This is a genomic window from Halomonas sp. JS92-SW72 (assembly GCF_003547075.1).
Lineage (GTDB): Bacteria > Pseudomonadota > Gammaproteobacteria > Pseudomonadales > Halomonadaceae > Halomonas > Halomonas alkalicola.
Genome location: NZ_CP032147.1, coordinates 1,182,030 through 1,200,716, shown reverse-complemented (window position 1 = coordinate 1,200,716; position 18,687 = coordinate 1,182,030). Strand labels below are relative to the sequence as shown.

Genomic DNA, 18,687 nt, shown 5'->3' with positions numbered 1-18,687 from the left:
ATACCTCACTATTCTTGTATTGGGCATCGTCCCTGATATCACAGGCCTCGAGGAGTGCTCGAGGCGCATGGCCAGTGAATCAGTTCAAGTGCGACAGGATTCCCGATATGCACTCCTCCAGGATCAGCTCGCCCTTTTCCGCCGTGGCTTTCAGCGGTGATGACAGGGTGCCGGAGGGCGCCACCCAGGAGGGGTCGGGCGGGAAGACATCGTAGGGAGGGAAGGTCGCCGGCTCCACATCGACGGCCTTGGACATGTCGACCAACTCCGGATGAAGCTTCAGCATGATCGAGGTTTCCAGCACCCCGCCATGCTCGACCGCCCAGCCGGTAAAGCCATCGGGGAAGACCTTCTCAATCGTCGCTTCGCTGATGAAATCCCAGTAGGAGAGCAGGTAGACCTTGACGCTGATTCCCTCCGATTTGCACTTGTTCACCAGCTTGTCGGCCGCCTCGCACAGGCACATGGAGTTCTCGAAGTGCCCATTGATCAGGATGAATTCCCGATTGCCATGATTCACATAGGCCTGGAGAACATCGAAGACATAGTTTTCCAGGGAGCTGGCGGAAACACAGGTCGTTCCCGGGAAGAAGTTGCCGCCACCGGACTTGACCTGCGACTTGTAGCCGTAGCTGATCGGAGGTGCCACCAGCATGTTGTCGCCGCGCGCCGCTACCTGTTCACTGATATGGCTGGGAATCAGCACGTCGGGGTTCAGCGACATATGCGGGCCATGCTGTTCGATGGCTCCAATCGGAAGAATGATCCTGCTTTTTCCGCTCGCGGTCAGTTCCTTGTAGGTTATCCAGTCCAGATTTTCGATCTTTACGTTCTTCATTTCGACTCCTGCCACCGCCGTACTGCCTTAGCCAATCTCGATATCTTCCCGCCACCATAGAACATAAGTGCATAAATAAATCATGAAACATGGCAGCAAGACGCGAGGTCCGGTACACCAAAAAGGGGGGAGCATGAGCTCCCCCCTGGATGGAAATTACTTGATGATATTATGCTCCGGACCGTACGGGAAGCCGGTGATGTTCTCGGCGCCGTGCTCGTTGACCACCAGGATATCGTGCTCGCGGTAGCCACCGGCTCCCGGCCGCCCTTCCGGGACCATGATCATCGGCTCCATGGAGACGACCATGTTGGGTTCGAGCACCGTCTCGATGTCCTCGCGCAGCTCGAGGCCTGCCTCGCGGCCGTAGTAGTGGCTCAGGGTGCCGAAGGAGTGGCCATAGCCGAAGGTGCGGTACTGCAGCAGATCGTGCTTGGCGAAGATCTCATTGAGCTCGTGGGCGATGTCGCAGCAGCGCACGCCGGGCTTGATCAGCTCCTGTCCGCGGCGGTGAACCTCGCAGTTCACTTCCCACAGGCGCAGGTGCTCGTCGGAGGCGTGGCCGAGGAAGAGGGTGCGCTCCAGGGCGGTGTAGTAGCCCGAGATCATCGGGAAGGTATTCAGGCTGAGGATGTCACCGGGCTGCACGCGGCGGCTGGTCACCGGGTTGTGGGCGCCGTCGGTGTTGATGCCGGACTGGAACCAGACCCAGGTGTCCATCAGCTCGCTGTTGGGGTAGGTCTTGGCGATCTCACGCACCATCGCCGCCTGACCGGCCAGTGACACCTCATACTCCGGCACCCCGGCATGAATGGCATCGCGCACGGCCACGCCGCCGACGTCGGCGATGCGCGCACCCTGGCGAATCAGCGCGATCTCCTCGGCAGACTTGACCATGCGCAGCTTCATGGTGGGCGCGCCGATATCCACCAGCTCCACGTCACCCAGGGCGGCCATGAGCTTCTGCTGGTTCTGCAGGGTCAGGTGGTCGAACTCGACGCCCACTCGACGCTTGCCTTCGCAGAGCTGCTTCACGGCCTTGAAGAAGTTGTCCTTCTGCCAGTCGGTGTAGACGATGTTGTCGCCGAGGCGATTGCGGCGATAGGGCTGGCCGCCGTCGATGTTTGCCGTCACCGTGGTGAAGCGGTCCTGGGTGACCACCAGGCCATAGTCGCGCCCGAACTTGCAGTAAACGAAATCGCTGAAGTAGTTGATGTTGTGGTAGGAGGTCAGCACCACGGCATCGACGTCATGGGCGGCCATGGTCTGGCGCAGGCGCGAGAGGCGCCCCTGCATCTCGGCATCCGAGAAGGTCGGCACCACCTTGTCGCCATTGGGGATCTCGATCAGTGACGGCAGTTTCATCTTGTTGTCTCCTCATTGTTCAATGGGTATCGCCTTGACCAGCCCGGGCGTATCCGGCTCCTTGACGTCGGCCGCGGTGCCCTTCGCTTGTCATCTCCCGCAGAGTCCTGCTGGTGATAACGACTATGGCCAGGCGCTCTCCGCGCGACCAATGACAAGTGCAAATGGCCGCATTGATGGACGAAATACCGAGCCTGAACAATGCGTTGGCCTTACTTACGCGATGCCTTTCAGGGTGGTGACGCAAGCCAGACCGCCCCCCCGGCATGCCGGAAGCGCAATCGGGGAGAGAGGAGGAGTGTGGAGAGAGGAGAAGAGAAGAGTAGAGTAGAGAGGCGTAACGGGGCCCGACGAAGGCGTCGGGCCCGTGAGACCGCTTAGCCGCCAGTCATGTTCATGAAGCGCACCACCTGGACATCGCCGTCGGTGGTGAAGTGGTGGCGTTCGGGCTTTCTCGCCATGGCGGCGACGATGGCGGCCTTGAGGCGCTCGGTGTCGCCGGGATGGCGGCGCAGCACGGCGCGCAGGTCCACCGAGTGCTCGTTGCCCAGACACAGCAGCAGGCGCCCCTCGGCGGTGACGCGCACCCGGTTGCAGGCGTCGCAGAAGTTGTGGCTGTGGGGCGAGATGAAGCCGATCCGACTCTCGGAGTCCGCCATGCGGTAGTAGCGCGACGGCCCAAGCGTCGTCTCGGTGGTGGGCACCAGGGCGTGGCGGGACTCGATGATCCCGCGCACCTCGTCACTCGAGCAGAAGGTGGTGGCGCGGTCGTGGCCGATCGCCTGGCCCAGTGGCATCTCCTCGATAAAGCTGATGTCCACCCGCTCCCGGCGGGCAAACTCGACCAGGTCGAGCACCTCGTCGTCGTTGCGCCCCTTGAGGATCACCGCGTTGAGCTTGATGCGCGCGAAACCGGCCTCCCGGGCGGCGCGGATGCCGTCGATCACCCTGGCGAGGTCGCCGGTGCGGGTCAGGGCGCGGAAGCGTGCCGGGTCCAGGGTGTCGAGGCTGACGTTGAGACGCTTGAGGCCGCCCTCGCGCAGGGCCCGGGCATGCTTGACCAGGCCGGCGCCGTTGGTGGTCATGGCGAAATCGCGCAGCCCCGGCAGGGCGCCGACCTCACCGACCAGGGTCTCGATGCCGCGCTTGACCAGCGGCTCGCCACCGGTGAGGCGGATCTTCTCCACGCCCAGCTCCACGAAGGCGCGGCAGAGGGTGGCCATCTCCTCCAGGGTGAGCACCTGGGCGCGGGGCAGGAAGGTCATCTCCTCGGCCATGCAGTAGACGCAGCGGAAGTCGCAGCGGTCGGTGACCGAGAGGCGCAGGTAGCGGACGGTGCGGCCGAAGCCGTCGACGAGGGCGCTCATGTCGTCTGCTCCGCCACTCGGGACTCGGCGTCCATGGGCAGCCGGGCGATCAGCTCGCCCACGTCGCTTGCCACCTCGGCGACGGTGGCCTCGTCATAGAAGTGCCCGCGGCGCTTGCGCAGGCCGCGCTCGTAGAGCCGAACGTGTTCGGTGGGGGTGACGCCGGCCCTGGCCAGGCAGTGGCTGGCGCAGTGCATCTGGCAGCCGTCGATGGCCACGATAGGGCGCCCGGAGCGGGCGGTACGGACCAGGCCAGGCACCCCGCCGCCGACGCCGGCGATGCAGGACATCTCGGCCACGCCGCCGTGGTCGAGGCGCAGCGCCACGTCGTTGGCGAGCTGGGCCACGTCGGAGCAGCCGGAGCAGGAATAGACCAGGGTGCGGGGCTTGCTCGCGGGTCGGGACATGTCGGCCTCCGGGGGACGGAACGACGGCCCTGCCAGGGGCAGGCTCAGTCGTCGGTCATCATGAAGTCGCGCAGCTTCTGCTCATCCAGTACGGTGAGCCGCTGACGGTCGATATTGATGGCGCCGCTGTCGCGCAGCTTGGCCAGCAGCCGCGACAGGGTCTCGGGCGTCATGGCGAGCTGGGCCGCCAGCCAGCGCTTGGGGATGGTCAGCCTGATCACCCGGGGCGTTCTCGAGCGTCCCGAGGGCAGCTGGCGCAGCACGTAGCTGACCAGCCGCGACATGGCATCGCCCTGGGTCAGCAGCGCCAGATCCTCGAGGCGGTCGGTGAGCTCCAGGGCCAGGCGGCTCATGAACTCGGCCCGGCAGGCCGGCTGACGATCCAGGATCTCGCGGCAGAGCGCCGCCGGGATCGACAACACGTTGGTCCGCCGCAGCGCCTCGGAGGAGTAGAGATAGACGCCGGCGCTGGAGACCATGCTCAGCTCGCCGAGGGTGCCGCCGCGCTCCACGCAGCGGATGGTGGCCATGCGGCCGTCACCGGCGGCACGCACCAGGCGCACGGTGCCGCTGATCACCACGTGCAGCCACTGGGCCGGGGTCTCCTGGCGGAACAGCCACTCGCGGGGCTTGAGGGTGCGCAGCTCGGATGCCTCGAGCAGCGCCTCGAGCTCGGCCTCCTCCAGGCCGGCGAGCCAGGGCACCCCCAGCACCAGCTCGCGCAGCTGGCGCGGGTTGAACAGCAGCTCAGTCGAGGAACTGGGCGGCGGGACAGTATTCGTAGGCATGGCCGTTCTCCACGTTGTTGTTGGCGTCGATCACCAGGTAGCCATGGGCCTGGCTTGCCGCGCTGAGCATGTGCGACCCCTGGCCGCCGGCCAGGCGCGCCACCGGCGTCCCCGCCGCCCAGTCGAGCACCACGCGCAGCAGCTCACGACGCCCCCTGGGGCCGCGCCGGGAGAAGCCGGCAGTCACCGGGAAGCGCTGCAGTGGCGCCGCCTCACGGCCCTGGCGGACCTGCACGAAGGGCAGTGCCAGCAGCTGCCAGCCCACCAGCGAGGCCACCGGATTGCCCGGCAGGGCAATCAGCGGCGTGCCGGCCTGGAGCGACTCGCCCAGGTAGCCGAGGGCGAAGGGCTTGCCGGGCTTCATGGCCACGCCGTGAAAGGCGATCCCGCCCAGCTGCTCGATGACCGGTCGCACATGGTCCTCTTCTCCCACCGACACACCACCGGTACACATTACCAGATCGGCCGTATCACGGGCCTCGGCAAAGGCGTGATGCAGGTCAAGGGGAGCGTCCGGAATGACGCCGAAATCAAGCAGTTCACAGCCGGCCTGGGCCAGCAGGGCCGCCAGCATGGCGCGGTTGCTGTCGTAGACCTGGCCGGGCACCCGAAGGGCACCGGGCTCGATCAGCTCGTCGCCGGTGGAGAGCAGCGCGACCTTGAGCCGGCGCACCACCGCCACCTCGCCGACGCCATGGCTGGCCAGCAGGGCGATGGCCGCCGCGTCGAGCCGGGCACCGGCCGGCAGCAGCAGCTCGCCCGCACGGGTCTCCTCGCCGCGGCGGCGGATATTGGCCCCCTCGCCGAGCTCGCCCTCGACGTGCATGCGCCCCTCGGCATCCAGGGTCACGCGCTCCTGAGGCACCACGGCATCGGCGCCCAGTGGCACCGGCGCACCGGTGAAGATCCGCGCGCAGCCACCCGCCGGCAGGTGCATCACGCCGGCCCCGGCGGGCACGCGCAGCGTCACCGGCAGGCCCTCGGGGGAGCGCTCGGCCAGGCGCAGCGCATAGCCGTCCATGGCGCTGTTATCGACCCCCGGCATGTCCAGGGTCGCGAGGACATCCTCGGCCAGCACCCGGCGGGCGGCCTCGGCGAGGGATACCCGCTCGGTGCCGTCGACGGGGCGGGCCGCCTTGATCATCCGCGCTCGGGCGTCGAAGAGATCGAGCAGGCCCGGGGTGATGACCTCGGCGCAGCCGCAGCCGCTCATGACTCCACCGCCTGGCGGGCCGCCTCGCCCTCGGCCGCCGGCCTGGGCGCCTGCCGGCTGGCGCAGCGCTCGGCCTGCGGCAGCACCATGGCCACGAAGTTGCAGGGCCGGGTGCGGGCATCGAGCTGGGCGGCCAGGATGCCATCCCAGGCGGTGGCGCAGGCTTTGGGCGAGCCGGGCATGGCGAACACCAGGGTGCGGTCGATCAGCCCGCCCACCGCGCGGGACTGGATGGTGGAGGTGCCGATGCTCGCAAGCGACAGGTGGCGGAACAGCTCGCCATAGCCGTCGATGGCCTTGTCGAACAGCGGCGAAAGCGCCTCGGGGGTCCTGTCGCGCGGGGTAAAGCCGGTGCCACCGGTGACCAGCACCACCTGGATGTCGTCACGCACCACCCACTTCGAGACCACCGCGCGGATGCGATAGATGTCGTCGGGCACGATGCGCCGCTCCACCAGGGCGTGCCCCGCCTCGGTGACGCGCTCGCTGAGCAGGTCGCCGCTGCCATCCTCGTCGAACCCGCGGGTGTCGGAGACGGTCAGCACAGCGATACCCAGCGGGGCGAAGGGGGTGTTGGCGTGGACATGGGCCATGGGGTCCTCCTGACCGCCCGCAGGACGGGCGGCGGCAAGCAAAGGGGAATCGCGAAACGGGAGGGCCGGGCGGCCCTCGGCTTACTGCATCAGGGAGTTGGCGCTGTCGTCATCCAGGGCCACCCCCTCGACGCCGATCTCCGACTCCAGCACCAGCAGGTAGTGGCGCAGAGCACGGCGGGTGGACTGCTCGCGCAGGCTATGGCGCACACGCTCGGCCACCTGCTCATAGGGCAGCTCGCGGCCCTCGCGACGCTCGTCGATGCTGACCAGGTGCCAGCCGTAGCGGGAGGCCAGCGGGCGGTCGTGCAGCCCGACGGGCAGGTGCTGCAGGGCGCGGTCCAGCTCGGCGACGGTCTGCCCCGGCGCCAGCCAGCCCAGCTCGCCGCCCTGCTCCTTGGAGGGGCAGGCGGAGTGGCGCATGGCGAACTCGGTGAAGCGCTCGGGAATGGCCGAGAGCTCCTTGAGCAGCTTCTCGCCCTGACGGTAGCCGGCATCCCGGGCCTCGGCGTCGTCCGGTGCCGCGGCCAGCAGGATATGGCGCACCCTCAGGAGGGTGGGCTCGCTGAAGCGCTCGGCGTGGGCGGCATGGAAGCGGCGGCAGTCCTCCTCGGAGGGCTCCGGCACGTCCAGCTCCTGCTCCAGCAGGGCGGCGATGGCGGCATCGCCCTCCTCCAGCTCGCTGCCGGCGGCCTCGGCCAGGCCAAGCTCGGCGGCGCGCTGGCGCAGCAGTTCGCGCACCACCAGCGCCCGGGCTGCCTTGAGCTGGGCGGTGCCGGCGGAATCCGCCGGGTGGTACTGCATCTCCTGGGCAATATCGGCCTCCTCGATGGTGACCGCGCCGACCTTGATGGGAGGGGGGCTCGCGCCCCCCGGGATCATCTCGATATCGATCTTCTGCATGGTGATAAATCCTTACAGCTCAATTCATGTCCCCAGCGCCGGCGAGAGGGGCTGATCCGGCGGCAGGCCCCGGAGCGCCGGACCGACGAGGAGGCGCTGTGAACCCATCCCTGGGCGCTACCGATGCCATCCCTGGCATAGGACCTCCTCTTCGGCCTGCCCCCGGCGCCCCTACCGAAACGCTTTGGCTCGACCGATCAGCCCCGCTTGCGCACGAGCTGGTAGCGACGAGTGATATAGCCGAGCGGAATGCTCCACACGTGCACCAGGCGCGAGAAGGGGAAGAGCAGGATGATGGTCAGCCCCAGGAAGATGTGCAGCTTGTAGATCCAGGAGACGTTCTCCATGTAGGCCGCCGCGCCGCCGCCGAAGAAGACGATGGCCTGGGCCCAGCTGGAGAGGGTCAGCATCATCTCGCCGTCCATGTGGCCCAGCGAGAAGATGATGGTGATCATGCCCAGGAAGGCCTGGAAGACGATCAGCCCGAGGATGGCGGTGTCCATGGTGCTGGAGGAGGCGCGCACCCGCGGGTTGGTGATGCGGCGATGCAGCAGCATGGCGCCACCCACCAGGCACATGGCCCCGGCGATACCGCCCACCACGATGGCCAGCAGCTGCTTGGTGCCGGCGTGCAGGAAGGGCGAGTAGACCCAGTGCGGCGTCAGCATGCCGAACAGGTGGCCGAAGAAGATCACGATGATGCCGATGTGGAAGAGGTTGCTGGCCAGACGCATGTTCTTCGACGAGAGCATCTGGCTGGAGCCGGTCTTCCAGGTGAACTGCCCGTGGTCGTAGCGCAGCAGGCTGCCGACCAGGAACACGGTGCCCACCAGGTACGGGTAGTAGCCGTAGATCAGGTGGTCGAGATAGGTGCCGAATGCGGACATGGTGATTCTCCTGTTAACGACCCGTCACCGGAGGCATCGCCTCGGGTGAGAGAATGCGAACGGCCTCGCTCTGCACGCCCTGCTTGCGCTCGGCCAGGCGTCGGCCCTCGGCGGACTGCAGGGCGCAGTCCTGGTCGGACTCGGCGGAGAAGCGCACCGCCTCCTCTTCCCAGACCGCATCCAGCGCCTCGGGGGTGTCATCGCGCGACTCGCCCTGGACCTCCTCGCGATGGGCGTCGGCCTCGGCCTCGGCGCCGATCAGCGCCAGCAGCGCGCGCGGCACCAGGGCATGATCGGCACCGCGCTCCTCGAGGCGCGCGGTGATCAGGCCGAGGATGTGGCGAATCTCGCCCAGCCAGCGGCCGATCTCGGCCTCCTCCCGGGTGGAGAGGTACTCCAGGAAGATCGGCAGGTAGTCGGGCAGCTCCCGGGCATCCAGCTCGAAGCCGGCGGCCTGGTACTCCGCCATCAGGTCGACCATGGCCTGGCCGCGGTCGCGGGACTCGCCGTGGACATGCTCGAAGAGCAGCAGCGAGGTGGCGCGTCCCTTGTCGAAGCGGGCCACGTACTCGGACTGCAGCTCGAGCAGGTCGCCGTCGGCAATGCGCTGGCACCAGTCCATCAGGGCGGTGCGCAGCGCCGCCGGCAGGCGGCGCTCCTGGTCGATGATCTCGATGAGCTCGCCGGCCGCGGCCTGGAGCTCCTCGGTGGGATAGTCGAGCAGGCGGGCCAGCACGCGCAGGCTGCGCATGCCAACCGCCGGCGCGGCCATCTTCAGGGCAGCATCAGCCATGACGGGCCTCCTCGGCTTTCGGGTCGAAGGATTCCACCGGCTTGACCAGGGTAGTGGTCTGGGAGCGGCCGTTGAACAGGCTCGGCTTGCTCTCGCCATGGCAACCGTCGCCGAAGGTGAAGCCGCAGCCGCCGCGCTCCGGGAAGGCCTCGGTGGCCATCTCGCGGTGGCTGGTGGGGATCACGAAGCGATCCTCGTAGTTGGCGATGGCCAGGTAGCGGTACATCTCCTCCACCTGCGCCTCGGTCAGCTCGACGTCCTCCAGCACCGCGGTGTTGGGCTGGCCGTCCACGTGCTTGCCGCGCATGTAGAGGCGCATGGCCATCAGACGCTTGAGCGCCAGCACCACGGGGGCCTCTTCACCGGCGGTGAGCATGTTGGCCAGGTAGCGCACCGGGATGCGCAGCGACTCGATCTTCGGCATCACGCCGTCGAACTCGATCTTGCCGGCCTCGGCGGCGGACTGGATCGGCGAGAGCGGCGGCACGTACCAGACCATGGGCAGGGTGCGGTACTCCGGATGCAGCGGCAGCGCCAGGCCCCACTCCATGGCCATCTTGTAGACCGGGCTCTCCTGGGCGGCCTTGATCACGTTGTCGGTGATGCCGTCCTTCTTCGCCTGGGCGATCACCGCCGGATCGTTGGGATCCAGGAAGATCTCGCACTGGCGATGGTAGAGGTCGCGCTCGTCCGGGGAGCTGGCCACTTCCTCGATGCGGTCGGCGTCATACAGCAGCACGCCGAGGTAGCGGATACGGCCCACGCAGGTCTCGGAGCAGATGGTCGGCTGACCGGACTCGATGCGCGGGTAGCAGAAGATGCACTTCTCCGACTTCCCGGTCTTCCAGTTGTAGTAGATCTTCTTATAGGGGCAGCCGGAGATGCACATCCGCCAGCCGCGGCACTTGTCCTGGTCGATCAGGACGATGCCGTCCTCCTCGCGCTTGTAGATCGCGCCGCTGGGGCACGAGGCCACGCACGCCGGGTTGAGGCAGTGCTCGCACAGCCGCGGCAGGTACATCATGAAGGTGTTCTCGAACTGGCCGTAGATATCGGCCTGCACCTTCTCGAAGTTCATGTCCTTGCGACGCTTGGCAAACTCGGTGCCGAGGATCTCCTCCCAGTTCGGGCCCCACTCGATCTTCTTCATGCGCTCGCCGGAGATCAGCGAACGCGGGCGCGCCACCGGCTGGTGCTCACCGATCTTGGCGGTGTGCAGGTGCTCGTAGTCGAAGGTGAACGGCTCGTAGTAGTCGTCGATCTCCGGCAGGTCGGGGTTGGCGAAGATGTTCGCCAGCACCCGCCACTTGCCGCCGATCTTCGGCTCGATCTTGCCGTCCTTGCGGCGCAGCCAGCCGCCCTTCCACTTCTGCTGGTTCTCCCACTCCTTGGGATAGCCGATGCCGGGCTTGGTCTCGACGTTGTTGAACCAGGCGTACTCGACGCCTTCACGGCTGGTCCAGACGTTCTTGCAGGTCACCGAACAGGTGTGGCAACCGATGCACTTGTCGAGGTTGAGGACCATGCCTACCTGGGAACGAATCTTCATTTCACGGCCTCCTGCACGTAGTCATTGCCCTCGCCATCCAGCCAGTCGATGTGCTTCATCTTGCGAACCATGACGAACTCATCGCGGTTGGAACCGACGGTGCCGTAGTAGTTGAAGCTGTAGGAGAGCTGCGCGTAGCCGCCGATCATGTGGGTCGGCTTCGGGCAGACCCGGGTCACGGAGTTGTGCATGCCCCCGCGGGTGCCGGAGACCTCGGAGCCCGGCACGTTCACCTGGCGCTCCTGGGCGTGGTACATCATCACCATGCCGGCCTTGACCCGCTGGCTGACCACAGCCCGCGCGGCGATGGAGCCGTTGGCGTTGTACAGCTCGACCCAGTCGTTGTCCTCGATGCCCACCTCGGCGGCGTCGGTCTCGGAGAGCCACACCACCGGGCCGCCGCGGTTCAGCGTCAGCATCAGCAGGTTGTCCGAGTAGGTGGAGTGGATCCCCCACTTCTGGTGCGGCGTGATGAAGTTCAGCGCCTTGCTCTTGTAGCCGTTGTCTGCCGGCGCCTCGAAGCTCACCAGGGTCTTGGTGTTGATCGGCGGACGGTAGATCAGGAGGCTCTCGCCGAAGGCGCGCATCCAGGCGTGATCCTGATAGAACTGCTGGCGGCCGCTCACGGTGCGCCACGGAATCATCTCGTGCACGTTGGTGTAGCCGGCGTTGTAGGAGACGTGCTCGTCCTCGAGGCCGGACCAGGTCGGGCTGGAGATGATCTTGCGCGGCTGGGCGACGATGTCGCGGAAGCGGATCTTCTCCTCCTCCTTGTTGATCGCCAGGTGGGTGTGATCCCGCCCGGTGATCTTGGAGAGCGCGCCCCAGGCCTTCACCGCCACCTGACCGTTGGTCTCCGGCGCCAGGGTCAGGATCATCTCGGCCGCGTCGATGGCGGTCTCGATCTGCGGGCGGCCCTTGGAGGAGCCCTCCAGCTTGCGATGGTTGAGCTTGCCGAGCAGTTCCACCTCGGAGTCGGTGTTCCAGCTGATGCCCTTGCCGCCGTTGCCGATGCTCTCCAGCAGCGGGCCCACGGAGGTGAAGCGCTCGTAGGTCTCGGGGTAGTTGCGCTTGATCTCGATCAGCGCCGGCATGGTCTTGCCGGGGATCGGTTCGCACTCGCCCTTCTTCCAGTCCAGTACTTCGGGCTGGGCCAGCTCGGCGGGGGAGTCATGCTGATGCGGCAGGGTGACCAGGTCGGTCTCCTCGCCCAGGTGCCCCACGCAGACCCGGGAGAACTCCTTGGCGATGCCCTTGTAGATATCCCAGTCGCTGCGCGACTCCCACGCCGGGTCGGTGGCCGCGGTCAGCGGGTGGATGAAGGGGTGCATGTCCGAGGTGTTGAGGTCGTTCTTCTCGTACCAGGTGGCCGTCGGCAGCACGATGTCCGAGTAGAGGCAGGTGGAGGACATGCGGAAGTCCAGGGTCACCACCAGGTCGAGCTTCCCTTCCGGCGCCTCGTCGTGCCACTTCACCTCTTCCGGCTTCTGGCCGCCGAAGTCGCCCAGGTCCTTGCCCTGGATACCGTGGCGGGTGCCCAGCAGGTACTTGAGCATGTACTCGTGGCCCTTGCCGGAGCTGCCCAGCAGGTTGGAGCGCCAGATGAAGAGGTTGCGCGGGAAGTTCTGGGGGTTGTCCGGATCTTCCGCGGCGAAGGCCAGCTTGCCGGCCTTGAGCTGCTCGACGGCATAGTCCTTGGTGGACAGGCCGGCGGCCTCGGCGGCCTTGGCCAGGCGCAGCGGGTTGGCCCCCAGCTGGGGCGCGGAGGGCAGCCAGCCCATGCGCTCGGAGCGCACGTTGAAGTCGATCAGGCTGCCGGTGTACTTGCTGTGGTCGGCGAGCGGGGAGAGGATCTCCTTGATCTCGAGCTTCTCGTAGCGCCACTGGGAGGAGTGGTTGTAGAAGAAGGAGGTGGAGTTCATGTGGCGCGGCGGACGGTTCCAGTCCAGGCCGAAGGCCAGCGGGGTCCAGCCGGTCTGCGGGCGCAGCTTCTCCTGGCCGACATAGTGGGCCCAGCCGCCGCCGCTCTGACCGATACAGCCGCACATGATCAGCATGTTGATCAGGCCGCGGTAGTTCATGTCCATGTGGTACCAGTGGTTCATCGCGGCACCCACGATGATCATGGACCGGCCCTGGGTCTTGTCGGCGTTCTCGGCGAACTCGCGGGCGATGCGCGCGACCTGCTCGGCGGGCACGCCGGTGATCTTCTCCTGCCAGGCGGGGGTGTAGGGCTTCACCTCGTCCAGGGAGGTGGCGCCGTCATCCTCACCGAAGCCGCGGTCGATGCCGTAGTTGGCACACATCAGGTCGAAGACGGTGACCGCCAGCACCTCGCTGCCGTCGGCCTTCTTCAGGCGCTTGGCGGGCAGGCTGTGGTAGAGCAGCTCGTCGCTGGCCCCGCCGCTCTCGACGTGGTCGAAGTGCTCGTGCTTGAGCCCGCCGAAGTAGGGGAAGGCGACCTTGGCGACGTCGTCGTGGTGGTCGGCCAGGGTCAGCAGCGGCTTGATCTCGTCACCGACGGCGTCGCGGGGCTCGAGGTTCCACTTGCCCTCCTCGCCCCAGCGGAAGCCGATGGAGCCGCGCGGCACCACCAGCTGGTCGCGGGTCTCGTCCCACGCCACGGTCTTCCACTCGGGGTTGTTCTCCTGGCCCATGCCGCCGTCGAAGTCGCTGGCGCGCATCTGCTTGCCCGGCACGTAGCTGCCGTCCTCGCGCTGCTCCAGCTCCACCAGGAAGGGCATGTCGGAGTACTGGCGCACGTACTCGGTGAAGTAGGCGCTGGGCCTCTCGAGATGGAACTCCTTGAGGATCACATGGCCCATGGCCATGGCGATGGCCGCATCGGTGCCCTGCTTGACCGACAGCCACTCGTCGGTGAGCTTGGAGACCTCGGCGTAGTCCGGGGTGATGGAGACGGTCTTGGTGCCCTTGTAGCGCACCTCGGTGAAGAAGTGGGCGTCCGGGGTACGGGTCTGGGGCACGTTGGAGCCCCAGGCGATGATGTAGCCGGAGTTGTACCAGTCGGCGGACTCGGGCACGTCGGTCTGCTCACCCCAGGTCTGGGGGCTGGCCGGCGGCAGGTCGCAGTACCAATCGTAGAAGCTCATGCAGACGCCGCCGATCAGCGACAGGTAGCGGCTGCCCGCGGCGTAGCTGACCATGGACATGGCGGGGATCGGCGAGAAGCCGATGATGCGGTCCGGGCCGTACTGCTTGGCGGTGTAGACGTTGGAGGCGGCGACCAGCTCGTTGAGCTCGTCCCAGTTGGCCCGCACGAAGCCGCCCATGCCGCGGGCGCGCTTGTACTGCTTGGTCTTGGCGGGATCCTCGACGATGGAGGCCCAGGCGTCGACCGGGTCCTTCTTCTCCTTGAGGGCGTCGCGCCACAGCTTGAGCAGCGGCTTTCTGATCAGCGGGTACTTGAGGCGGTTGGCGCTGTAGAGGTACCAGGAGTAGCTGGCGCCCCGCGGGCAGCCGCGCGGCTCGTGGTTGGGCAGGTCCGGGCGGGTGCGCGGATAGTCGGTCTGCTGGGTCTCCCAGGTGACCAGGCCGTTCTTGACGTAGATCTTCCAGCTGCAGGAGCCGGTGCAGTTCACCCCGTGGGTGGAACGCACGACCTTGTCATGCTGCCAGCGCTGACGATAGCTGTCCTCCCAGCCGCGGGACTCCTCGCGGGTCTCGCCATGCTCGTTGGCGAAGGGCTCGCGGGTCTTGCGGAAGAAGTTCAGCCGATCAATGAAGTGACTCATGGTCGATCTCCAGGCTTCTTGGAAAGTGGGTGTGACCGCCCTGGGCCACCCGGCCTGTCGTGCAGCGTGGCGCAGTGAACCGCACGCCAGACAGGAACCTTGCAGAGGATTCTGGGCGAACAATCGACGGATTACTGCCCGGTTACCTCCATATACCGCCCCTCTACCCCCAAGGTGATAGGCCCGCCGAACGAGGGGGATAAGCGCGACGGCTCAGGCCCGCCCGGCGCGGCCGCTGGCGTGGTCCCAGACCATCACCAGCATGCACACGACCAGCGAGCCGTAGAGGAACATGAAGCCGGCGGTGCGGATGCCGACCCACTCGTTGCCCACCACGAAGACCAGCGGCAGCAGGGCGGCGAAGAGCCCGCCCAGGCTCAGCGCCAGGCCACCCACCAGGGGCATCTCGTCACGATGGTCGCGGTGGATCAGGCGCATCAGGCTGCCCTTGCCGACCCCCATGGCCGCCCCCATCAGCGAGAGCAGCAGCAGGAAGCCCCACAGCGGCGCCTCGTAGTGCAGGGTGATGGGGGCATGCACCCCCTCGACCCGCATGGTGAAGGGGGGGTAGGAGAGCAGGAACAGGCAGACCAGCACGAAGGCGCTGACCCACCAGCGCAGGGCACGGAAGTCGCGCCGATCGGCCCAGGCCCCGCCGATCACCTGGCCGATACCCACCGCCAGGACGAAGGGCACCGCCGTCAGGGCGGCCTGCTTGAGTTCGAGGTGGTACTGGGCGCTCAGATAGGCCGGCAGCCACAGTGCCAGCGCCACGAAGGCGCCGTAGAAGAAGCTGTAGACCAGTGCCAGGCGCCACAGCCGCCAGCAGGCCAGGCGGGCCAGCAGTGCTGCCAGCGGCAGCGGCCGCGCGGGGCGAGCGCTCGGCTCCGCCTCGAGGTCGTCGGCAAAGAGCCACAGCAGGGCGGCCACCACCAGCACCGGCAGCAGGTAGAGCAGCGGCGCGCTGCGCCAGCCATAGGCCTGGCTGACCAGCGGCAGCAGCAGGTAGCTGAGCCCTGCGCCCACCATGCCGGCGCCATAGAGGCCCAACGCCAGACCAGCGTGGCGCCGTGGGCAGAGCCCCGCCACATAGACCAGCCCCGCCGAGAGCGACCCGGCGCCGAGGCCCAGGCCGGCACCGGCGAGCAGGAAGTGGTAGTAGTCCCGGGAGTGGGAGAGCCCCCACAGGAAGGGGCAGATCAGCAGCAGGCAGGCGATCATCACCCGCCGCCCGCCTAGTCGTTGTGCCAGCAGCGCCATGGGCAGCGCGGCCAGGGCACCCATCGCCATGGGCATGGCCAGCAGCACGGCGAAACGCGCCTCGCCGAAGCCAAGCAGTCCCTTGAGCTCGACCCCCAACACCGCGAAGATGGTCCAGCTGGCGAACACCAGCGCGAAGGCCAGCGGCGAGAGCAGCACGACGACCAGGGGCCGATAGCCCCCGGAGGGTTCCTGGTCGAGCGGGTGTGCGGCTGGCATCATCGAGGGCCGGAGAAGGTGTGGAGTCTCGAAAGAGTCTCGGGAGCTCACCCCCGGGGGTCAAAGGGGCATCGGAGGTATGCGTTCTACCCCCAAGGGTGTAGTAGACTGGCCAAGACCCCCGACCCATCTCGAGGCGCGATGAAACTGCTCCGACACTCCCTGGTGGCCCGGATCACCGCCTCCCTGCTGGCCATCAGCGCCATGGCGCTGGTCAGCATCGTGGTGACCATGACCGTGGCGGCCGACAGCCGCGGCGACGCCGCCGCCATCAATATGGCCGGCTCGCTGCGCATGAACACCTACCAGATCGTCAGCGCCCTGCAGCGCTATGAGCAGCGGCCCGGGGCCGAGACCCGCGCCCAGGTCGCCGAGCTGGCCGAGCGCTTCGAGCAGCGCCTGGCGAGCCCCGAGCTCAACAACGCCCTGCCCCGGGCCCAGGACCATGCCCTGCAGCATCAGCACCGCCAGCTCCAGACGCGCTGGGCCGAGGAGCTGGCCCCCCAGGTGGCGCGGGCGACCGCCGGCGGCGACGTCGCGCCCGACGCCCTGCGCGAGACCCTGGACGAGCTGGTCGCCGAGATCGACGCCCTGGTCACCCTGCTCGAGCAGAACAGCGAGTCGAAGATCCAGCTGCTCAGCGCCCTGCAGATCCTCTTCCTTGCCCTCACCGCCGTGGTGGTGGTGATCGCCCTCTACGATATCCGCCACAACCTGGTGATGCCGCTGCGCCACCTGGTGGTGCTGGCCCGGGAGGCCGCCCACCGCAACTTCGACCACCGCACCCGGCTCTCCGGCAACGACGAGCTGGCCCTGCTGGGGCGCACCTTCGACGCCATGGCAGAGGAACTGGGCGCCAGCTACGCCGAGCTGGAGACGCGGGTCTCCAGCAAGAAGGCGGAGCTCGAGCGCAGCAACCGCGCCATGCAGGTGCTGCACGACGGCAGCCGTGCCCTCTACGGCGGTGGCAACGACCTCTGCGCCAGCGCCGCCCCCATGCTGCGCCGCCTGGAGCAGCTGCTCCAGATCGGCCCCATCCGGCTGTCGCTCCACGACCCCCACGACGAGCGCGATATCCCGATACTCGCCACCCACTCGGCGCGCCGCCCCGAGTACTGCCGCGACCACGACTGCCACGCCTGCCTGCTCGACCCCCAGCCGCTGACGCTGCAGGCCACCGAGGCCGGCGAGTGCCAGCTGCTGCCGGTGAGCGTGGGCGACCTGATGCTCGGCACCCTGGAGGTCTGGTATCCGCGAGACGTGCCGCTCACCGACAGCGTAAAGCGCCTGCTCAACGCCCTGGCCGACCAGCTGGCCACCGCGGTCTACCTGCAGCGGCGCATCGAGGAACAGCAGCAGGTGACGCTGATGAACGAGCGCACCATCATCGCCCGGGAGCTCCACGACTCCCTGGCCCAGTCGCTCTCCTACCTCAAGATGCAGGTGGCCAGGCTCGAGCGCATGCAGGCCAAGGGGGTGGGGCCGGAGACCCAGGCCCCGGTGTTCGACGAGCTGCGCACCGGCCTGGACAGCGCCTATCGCCAGCTGCGCGAGCTGCTCACCACCTTCCGCCTCAAGCTCGAGGGTCCGGGGCTCGCCAGCGCCCTGCGCCAGACCGTCACCGAGTTCGGCGAGCGCCTCGAGACCCGCATCGACCTGACCGTCGACCTGCCGCCCCATCTGCTCAATCCCAACGAGGAGATCCACGTGCTGCAGGTGGTGCGGGAGTCGCTGGCCAACGTGGTCAAGCACGCCAACGCCCACTGGGCGGCGGTTTCGGTGACCTTCCACGCCGCCCGGCTCCACGTCATCATCGAGGATGACGGCGTGGGCCTCGCGGACGACAGCTCGCCGCCCATGCACTACGGCCTGGTGATCATGCGCGACCGCGCCGAGACCCTCGGCGGCAAGCTGACCCTGAGCAATCGCGCCCAGGGCGGCACCCGGGTGGAGCTGGTCTTCACCCCCCAGACCGCGCGCCTGATCAGCCAGCACGTCGGCGCCGGCAGCATCCCCGCCACCCTCGTCGACCCGCGGGCCGACGCCATCGCCACCGACCACCACGGGAACAGGGACTAATCCAGGCATGACCGACAAGACACCCGATACCCCCGCCAGCATCCTGATCATCGACGACCACCCGCTGCTGCGTCGCGGCGTCTCCCAGCTGCTCGAGCTGGAGGATGACATGGCGCTGATCGGCGAGGCCGGCGAGCCCGAGACGGGCATCCGCCTGGCCCTGGAGCGTGACCCCGACATGGTGCTGCTGGATCTCAACATGCCCGGCATGAACGGCATCGAGACCCTCAAGCGGCTGCGCGACGAGGGCTACGCCGGCCGCGTGGTGATGTTCACCGTCTCCGACCACGAGGAGGACGTGGTGGCCGCCCTGCAGGGCGGCGCCGACGGCTACCTGCTCAAGGACATGGACCCGGACGAGATGATCCGCCAGCTGCGCCAGGCGTCGCTCGGGCGCATGGTGATCAGCGAGAGCCTCACCGCCCTGCTGGCCGAGGCGCTGCGCAGCCAGCGCAGCCAGCCGGCGACGCCGGATATCCACAGCCTGACCCAGCGCGAGCGCGAGATCCTGCGCGAGCTGGCCGGCGGCCTCTCCAACAAGATGATCGCCCGCAAGCTGGACATCACCGAGGGCACGGTGAAGGTGCACGTCAAGCACCTGCTCAAGAAGCTCAACCTGCGCTCCCGGGTCGAGGCCGCGGTGTGGGCGGTGCAGGAGGGGGTAGACCGCTAGC

Annotated in this window: 15 protein-coding genes; 2 read left to right on the top strand and 13 right to left on the bottom strand. The window is 67.5% G+C overall.

Features of this window, described 5'->3' with window-relative positions; translation table 11 throughout:
- Nucleotides 1–79 precede the first annotated feature (79 nt).
- The 13 genes from D1793_RS05750 to D1793_RS05690 all read right to left on the bottom strand — a co-directional run bounded on the left by D1793_RS05750 (nt 80) and on the right by D1793_RS05690 (nt 15,934).
- Complete coding sequence (locus tag D1793_RS05750) at nt 80–838, bottom strand: creatininase (RefSeq protein ID WP_119021297.1); 759 nt, start codon at nt 836–838, stop codon at nt 80–82.
- Between the two features lie 156 nt (nt 839–994).
- Nucleotides 995–2,203: a M24 family metallopeptidase gene (locus D1793_RS05745; RefSeq protein WP_119021296.1), complete on the bottom strand. Its 1,209-nt coding sequence runs from the start codon at nt 2,201–2,203 to the stop codon at nt 995–997.
- Between the two features lie 377 nt (nt 2,204–2,580).
- On the bottom strand, nt 2,581–3,570 hold the full coding sequence (moaA, locus tag D1793_RS05740) for a GTP 3',8-cyclase MoaA (RefSeq protein WP_119021295.1): 990 nt from the start codon (nt 3,568–3,570) through the stop codon (nt 2,581–2,583).
- The gene (locus D1793_RS05735) at nt 3,567–3,977 is read right to left on the bottom strand and encodes a putative zinc-binding protein (RefSeq protein WP_119021294.1); all 411 of its coding nucleotides are present in this window, start codon (nt 3,975–3,977) and stop codon (nt 3,567–3,569) included. Before D1793_RS05735 ends, moaA begins: the two co-directional genes overlap by 4 nt.
- A gap of 44 nt (nt 3,978–4,021) precedes the next feature.
- Complete coding sequence (locus tag D1793_RS05730) at nt 4,022–4,765, bottom strand: Crp/Fnr family transcriptional regulator (RefSeq protein WP_119021293.1); 744 nt, start codon at nt 4,763–4,765, stop codon at nt 4,022–4,024.
- The gene (glp, locus tag D1793_RS05725) at nt 4,725–5,978 is read right to left on the bottom strand and encodes a gephyrin-like molybdotransferase Glp (protein WP_119021292.1); all 1,254 of its coding nucleotides are present in this window, start codon (nt 5,976–5,978) and stop codon (nt 4,725–4,727) included. Before glp ends, D1793_RS05730 begins: the two co-directional genes overlap by 41 nt.
- A complete protein-coding gene (moaB, locus tag D1793_RS05720) occupies nt 5,975–6,571 on the bottom strand; it encodes a molybdenum cofactor biosynthesis protein B (RefSeq protein WP_119021291.1) in 597 nt (198 codons plus the stop codon). The genes glp and moaB overlap by 4 nt, the downstream gene beginning before the upstream one ends.
- An 81-nt stretch (nt 6,572–6,652) precedes the next feature.
- A complete protein-coding gene (locus tag D1793_RS05715) occupies nt 6,653–7,474 on the bottom strand; it encodes a peptidylprolyl isomerase (protein ID WP_119021290.1) in 822 nt (273 codons plus the stop codon).
- A gap of 197 nt (nt 7,475–7,671) precedes the next feature.
- Nucleotides 7,672–8,361 (bottom strand): respiratory nitrate reductase subunit gamma, encoded by a 690-nt coding sequence (narI, locus tag D1793_RS05710; protein ID WP_119021289.1) that lies wholly within the window; start codon nt 8,359–8,361, stop codon nt 7,672–7,674.
- Between the two features lie 13 nt (nt 8,362–8,374).
- Entirely contained in the window at nt 8,375–9,154 is a 780-nt protein-coding gene (gene narJ / locus D1793_RS05705; RefSeq protein WP_119021288.1) for a nitrate reductase molybdenum cofactor assembly chaperone, read from the bottom strand.
- Nucleotides 9,147–10,703 (bottom strand): nitrate reductase subunit beta, encoded by a 1,557-nt coding sequence (gene narH / locus D1793_RS05700; protein WP_119021287.1) that lies wholly within the window; start codon nt 10,701–10,703, stop codon nt 9,147–9,149. Before narH ends, narJ begins: the two co-directional genes overlap by 8 nt.
- Nucleotides 10,700–14,455, bottom strand: coding sequence for a nitrate reductase subunit alpha (locus D1793_RS05695; RefSeq protein WP_119021286.1), 3,756 nt, complete (start codon nt 14,453–14,455; stop codon nt 10,700–10,702). Before D1793_RS05695 ends, narH begins: the two co-directional genes overlap by 4 nt.
- 213 nt (nt 14,456–14,668) lie before the next feature.
- Entirely contained in the window at nt 14,669–15,934 is a 1,266-nt protein-coding gene (locus D1793_RS05690) for an MFS transporter (protein WP_162899922.1), read from the bottom strand.
- 141 nt (nt 15,935–16,075) lie between these two features.
- Between D1793_RS05690 and D1793_RS05685 the strand changes: the two genes are divergently transcribed.
- Together D1793_RS05685 and narL are read left to right on the top strand one after the other, a co-directional pair.
- Nucleotides 16,076–18,013 (top strand): type IV pili methyl-accepting chemotaxis transducer N-terminal domain-containing protein, encoded by a 1,938-nt coding sequence (locus tag D1793_RS05685; RefSeq protein ID WP_119021284.1) that lies wholly within the window; start codon nt 16,076–16,078, stop codon nt 18,011–18,013.
- A gap of 7 nt (nt 18,014–18,020) precedes the next feature.
- Nucleotides 18,021–18,686 (top strand): two-component system response regulator NarL, encoded by a 666-nt coding sequence (gene narL / locus D1793_RS05680; protein WP_119021283.1) that lies wholly within the window; start codon nt 18,021–18,023, stop codon nt 18,684–18,686.
- Nucleotide 18,687 lies beyond the last annotated feature (1 nt).

Bases quoted from the DNA above. Each gene is read 5' to 3' on its own strand.
- D1793_RS05750 (WP_119021297.1), bottom strand. From the start codon at position 838: ATGAAGAACGTAAAGATCGAAAATCTGGACTGGATAACCTACAAGGAA.
- D1793_RS05745 (WP_119021296.1), bottom strand. From the start codon at position 2,203: ATGAAACTGCCGTCACTGATCGAGATCCCCAATGGCGACAAGGTGGTG.
- moaA (WP_119021295.1), bottom strand. From the start codon at position 3,570: ATGAGCGCCCTCGTCGACGGCTTCGGCCGCACCGTCCGCTACCTGCGC.
- D1793_RS05735 (WP_119021294.1), bottom strand. From the start codon at position 3,977: ATGTCCCGACCCGCGAGCAAGCCCCGCACCCTGGTCTATTCCTGCTCC.
- D1793_RS05730 (WP_119021293.1), bottom strand. From the start codon at position 4,765: ATGCCTACGAATACTGTCCCGCCGCCCAGTTCCTCGACTGAGCTGCTG.
- glp (WP_119021292.1), bottom strand. From the start codon at position 5,978: ATGAGCGGCTGCGGCTGCGCCGAGGTCATCACCCCGGGCCTGCTCGAT.
- moaB (WP_119021291.1), bottom strand. From the start codon at position 6,571: ATGGCCCATGTCCACGCCAACACCCCCTTCGCCCCGCTGGGTATCGCT.
- D1793_RS05715 (WP_119021290.1), bottom strand. From the start codon at position 7,474: ATGCAGAAGATCGATATCGAGATGATCCCGGGGGGCGCGAGCCCCCCT.
- narI (WP_119021289.1), bottom strand. From the start codon at position 8,361: ATGTCCGCATTCGGCACCTATCTCGACCACCTGATCTACGGCTACTAC.
- narJ (WP_119021288.1), bottom strand. From the start codon at position 9,154: ATGGCTGATGCTGCCCTGAAGATGGCCGCGCCGGCGGTTGGCATGCGC.
- narH (WP_119021287.1), bottom strand. From the start codon at position 10,703: ATGAAGATTCGTTCCCAGGTAGGCATGGTCCTCAACCTCGACAAGTGC.
- D1793_RS05695 (WP_119021286.1), bottom strand. From the start codon at position 14,455: ATGAGTCACTTCATTGATCGGCTGAACTTCTTCCGCAAGACCCGCGAG.
- D1793_RS05690 (WP_162899922.1), bottom strand. From the start codon at position 15,934: ATGCCAGCCGCACACCCGCTCGACCAGGAACCCTCCGGGGGCTATCGG.
- D1793_RS05685 (WP_119021284.1), top strand. From the start codon at position 16,076: ATGAAACTGCTCCGACACTCCCTGGTGGCCCGGATCACCGCCTCCCTG.
- narL (WP_119021283.1), top strand. From the start codon at position 18,021: ATGACCGACAAGACACCCGATACCCCCGCCAGCATCCTGATCATCGAC.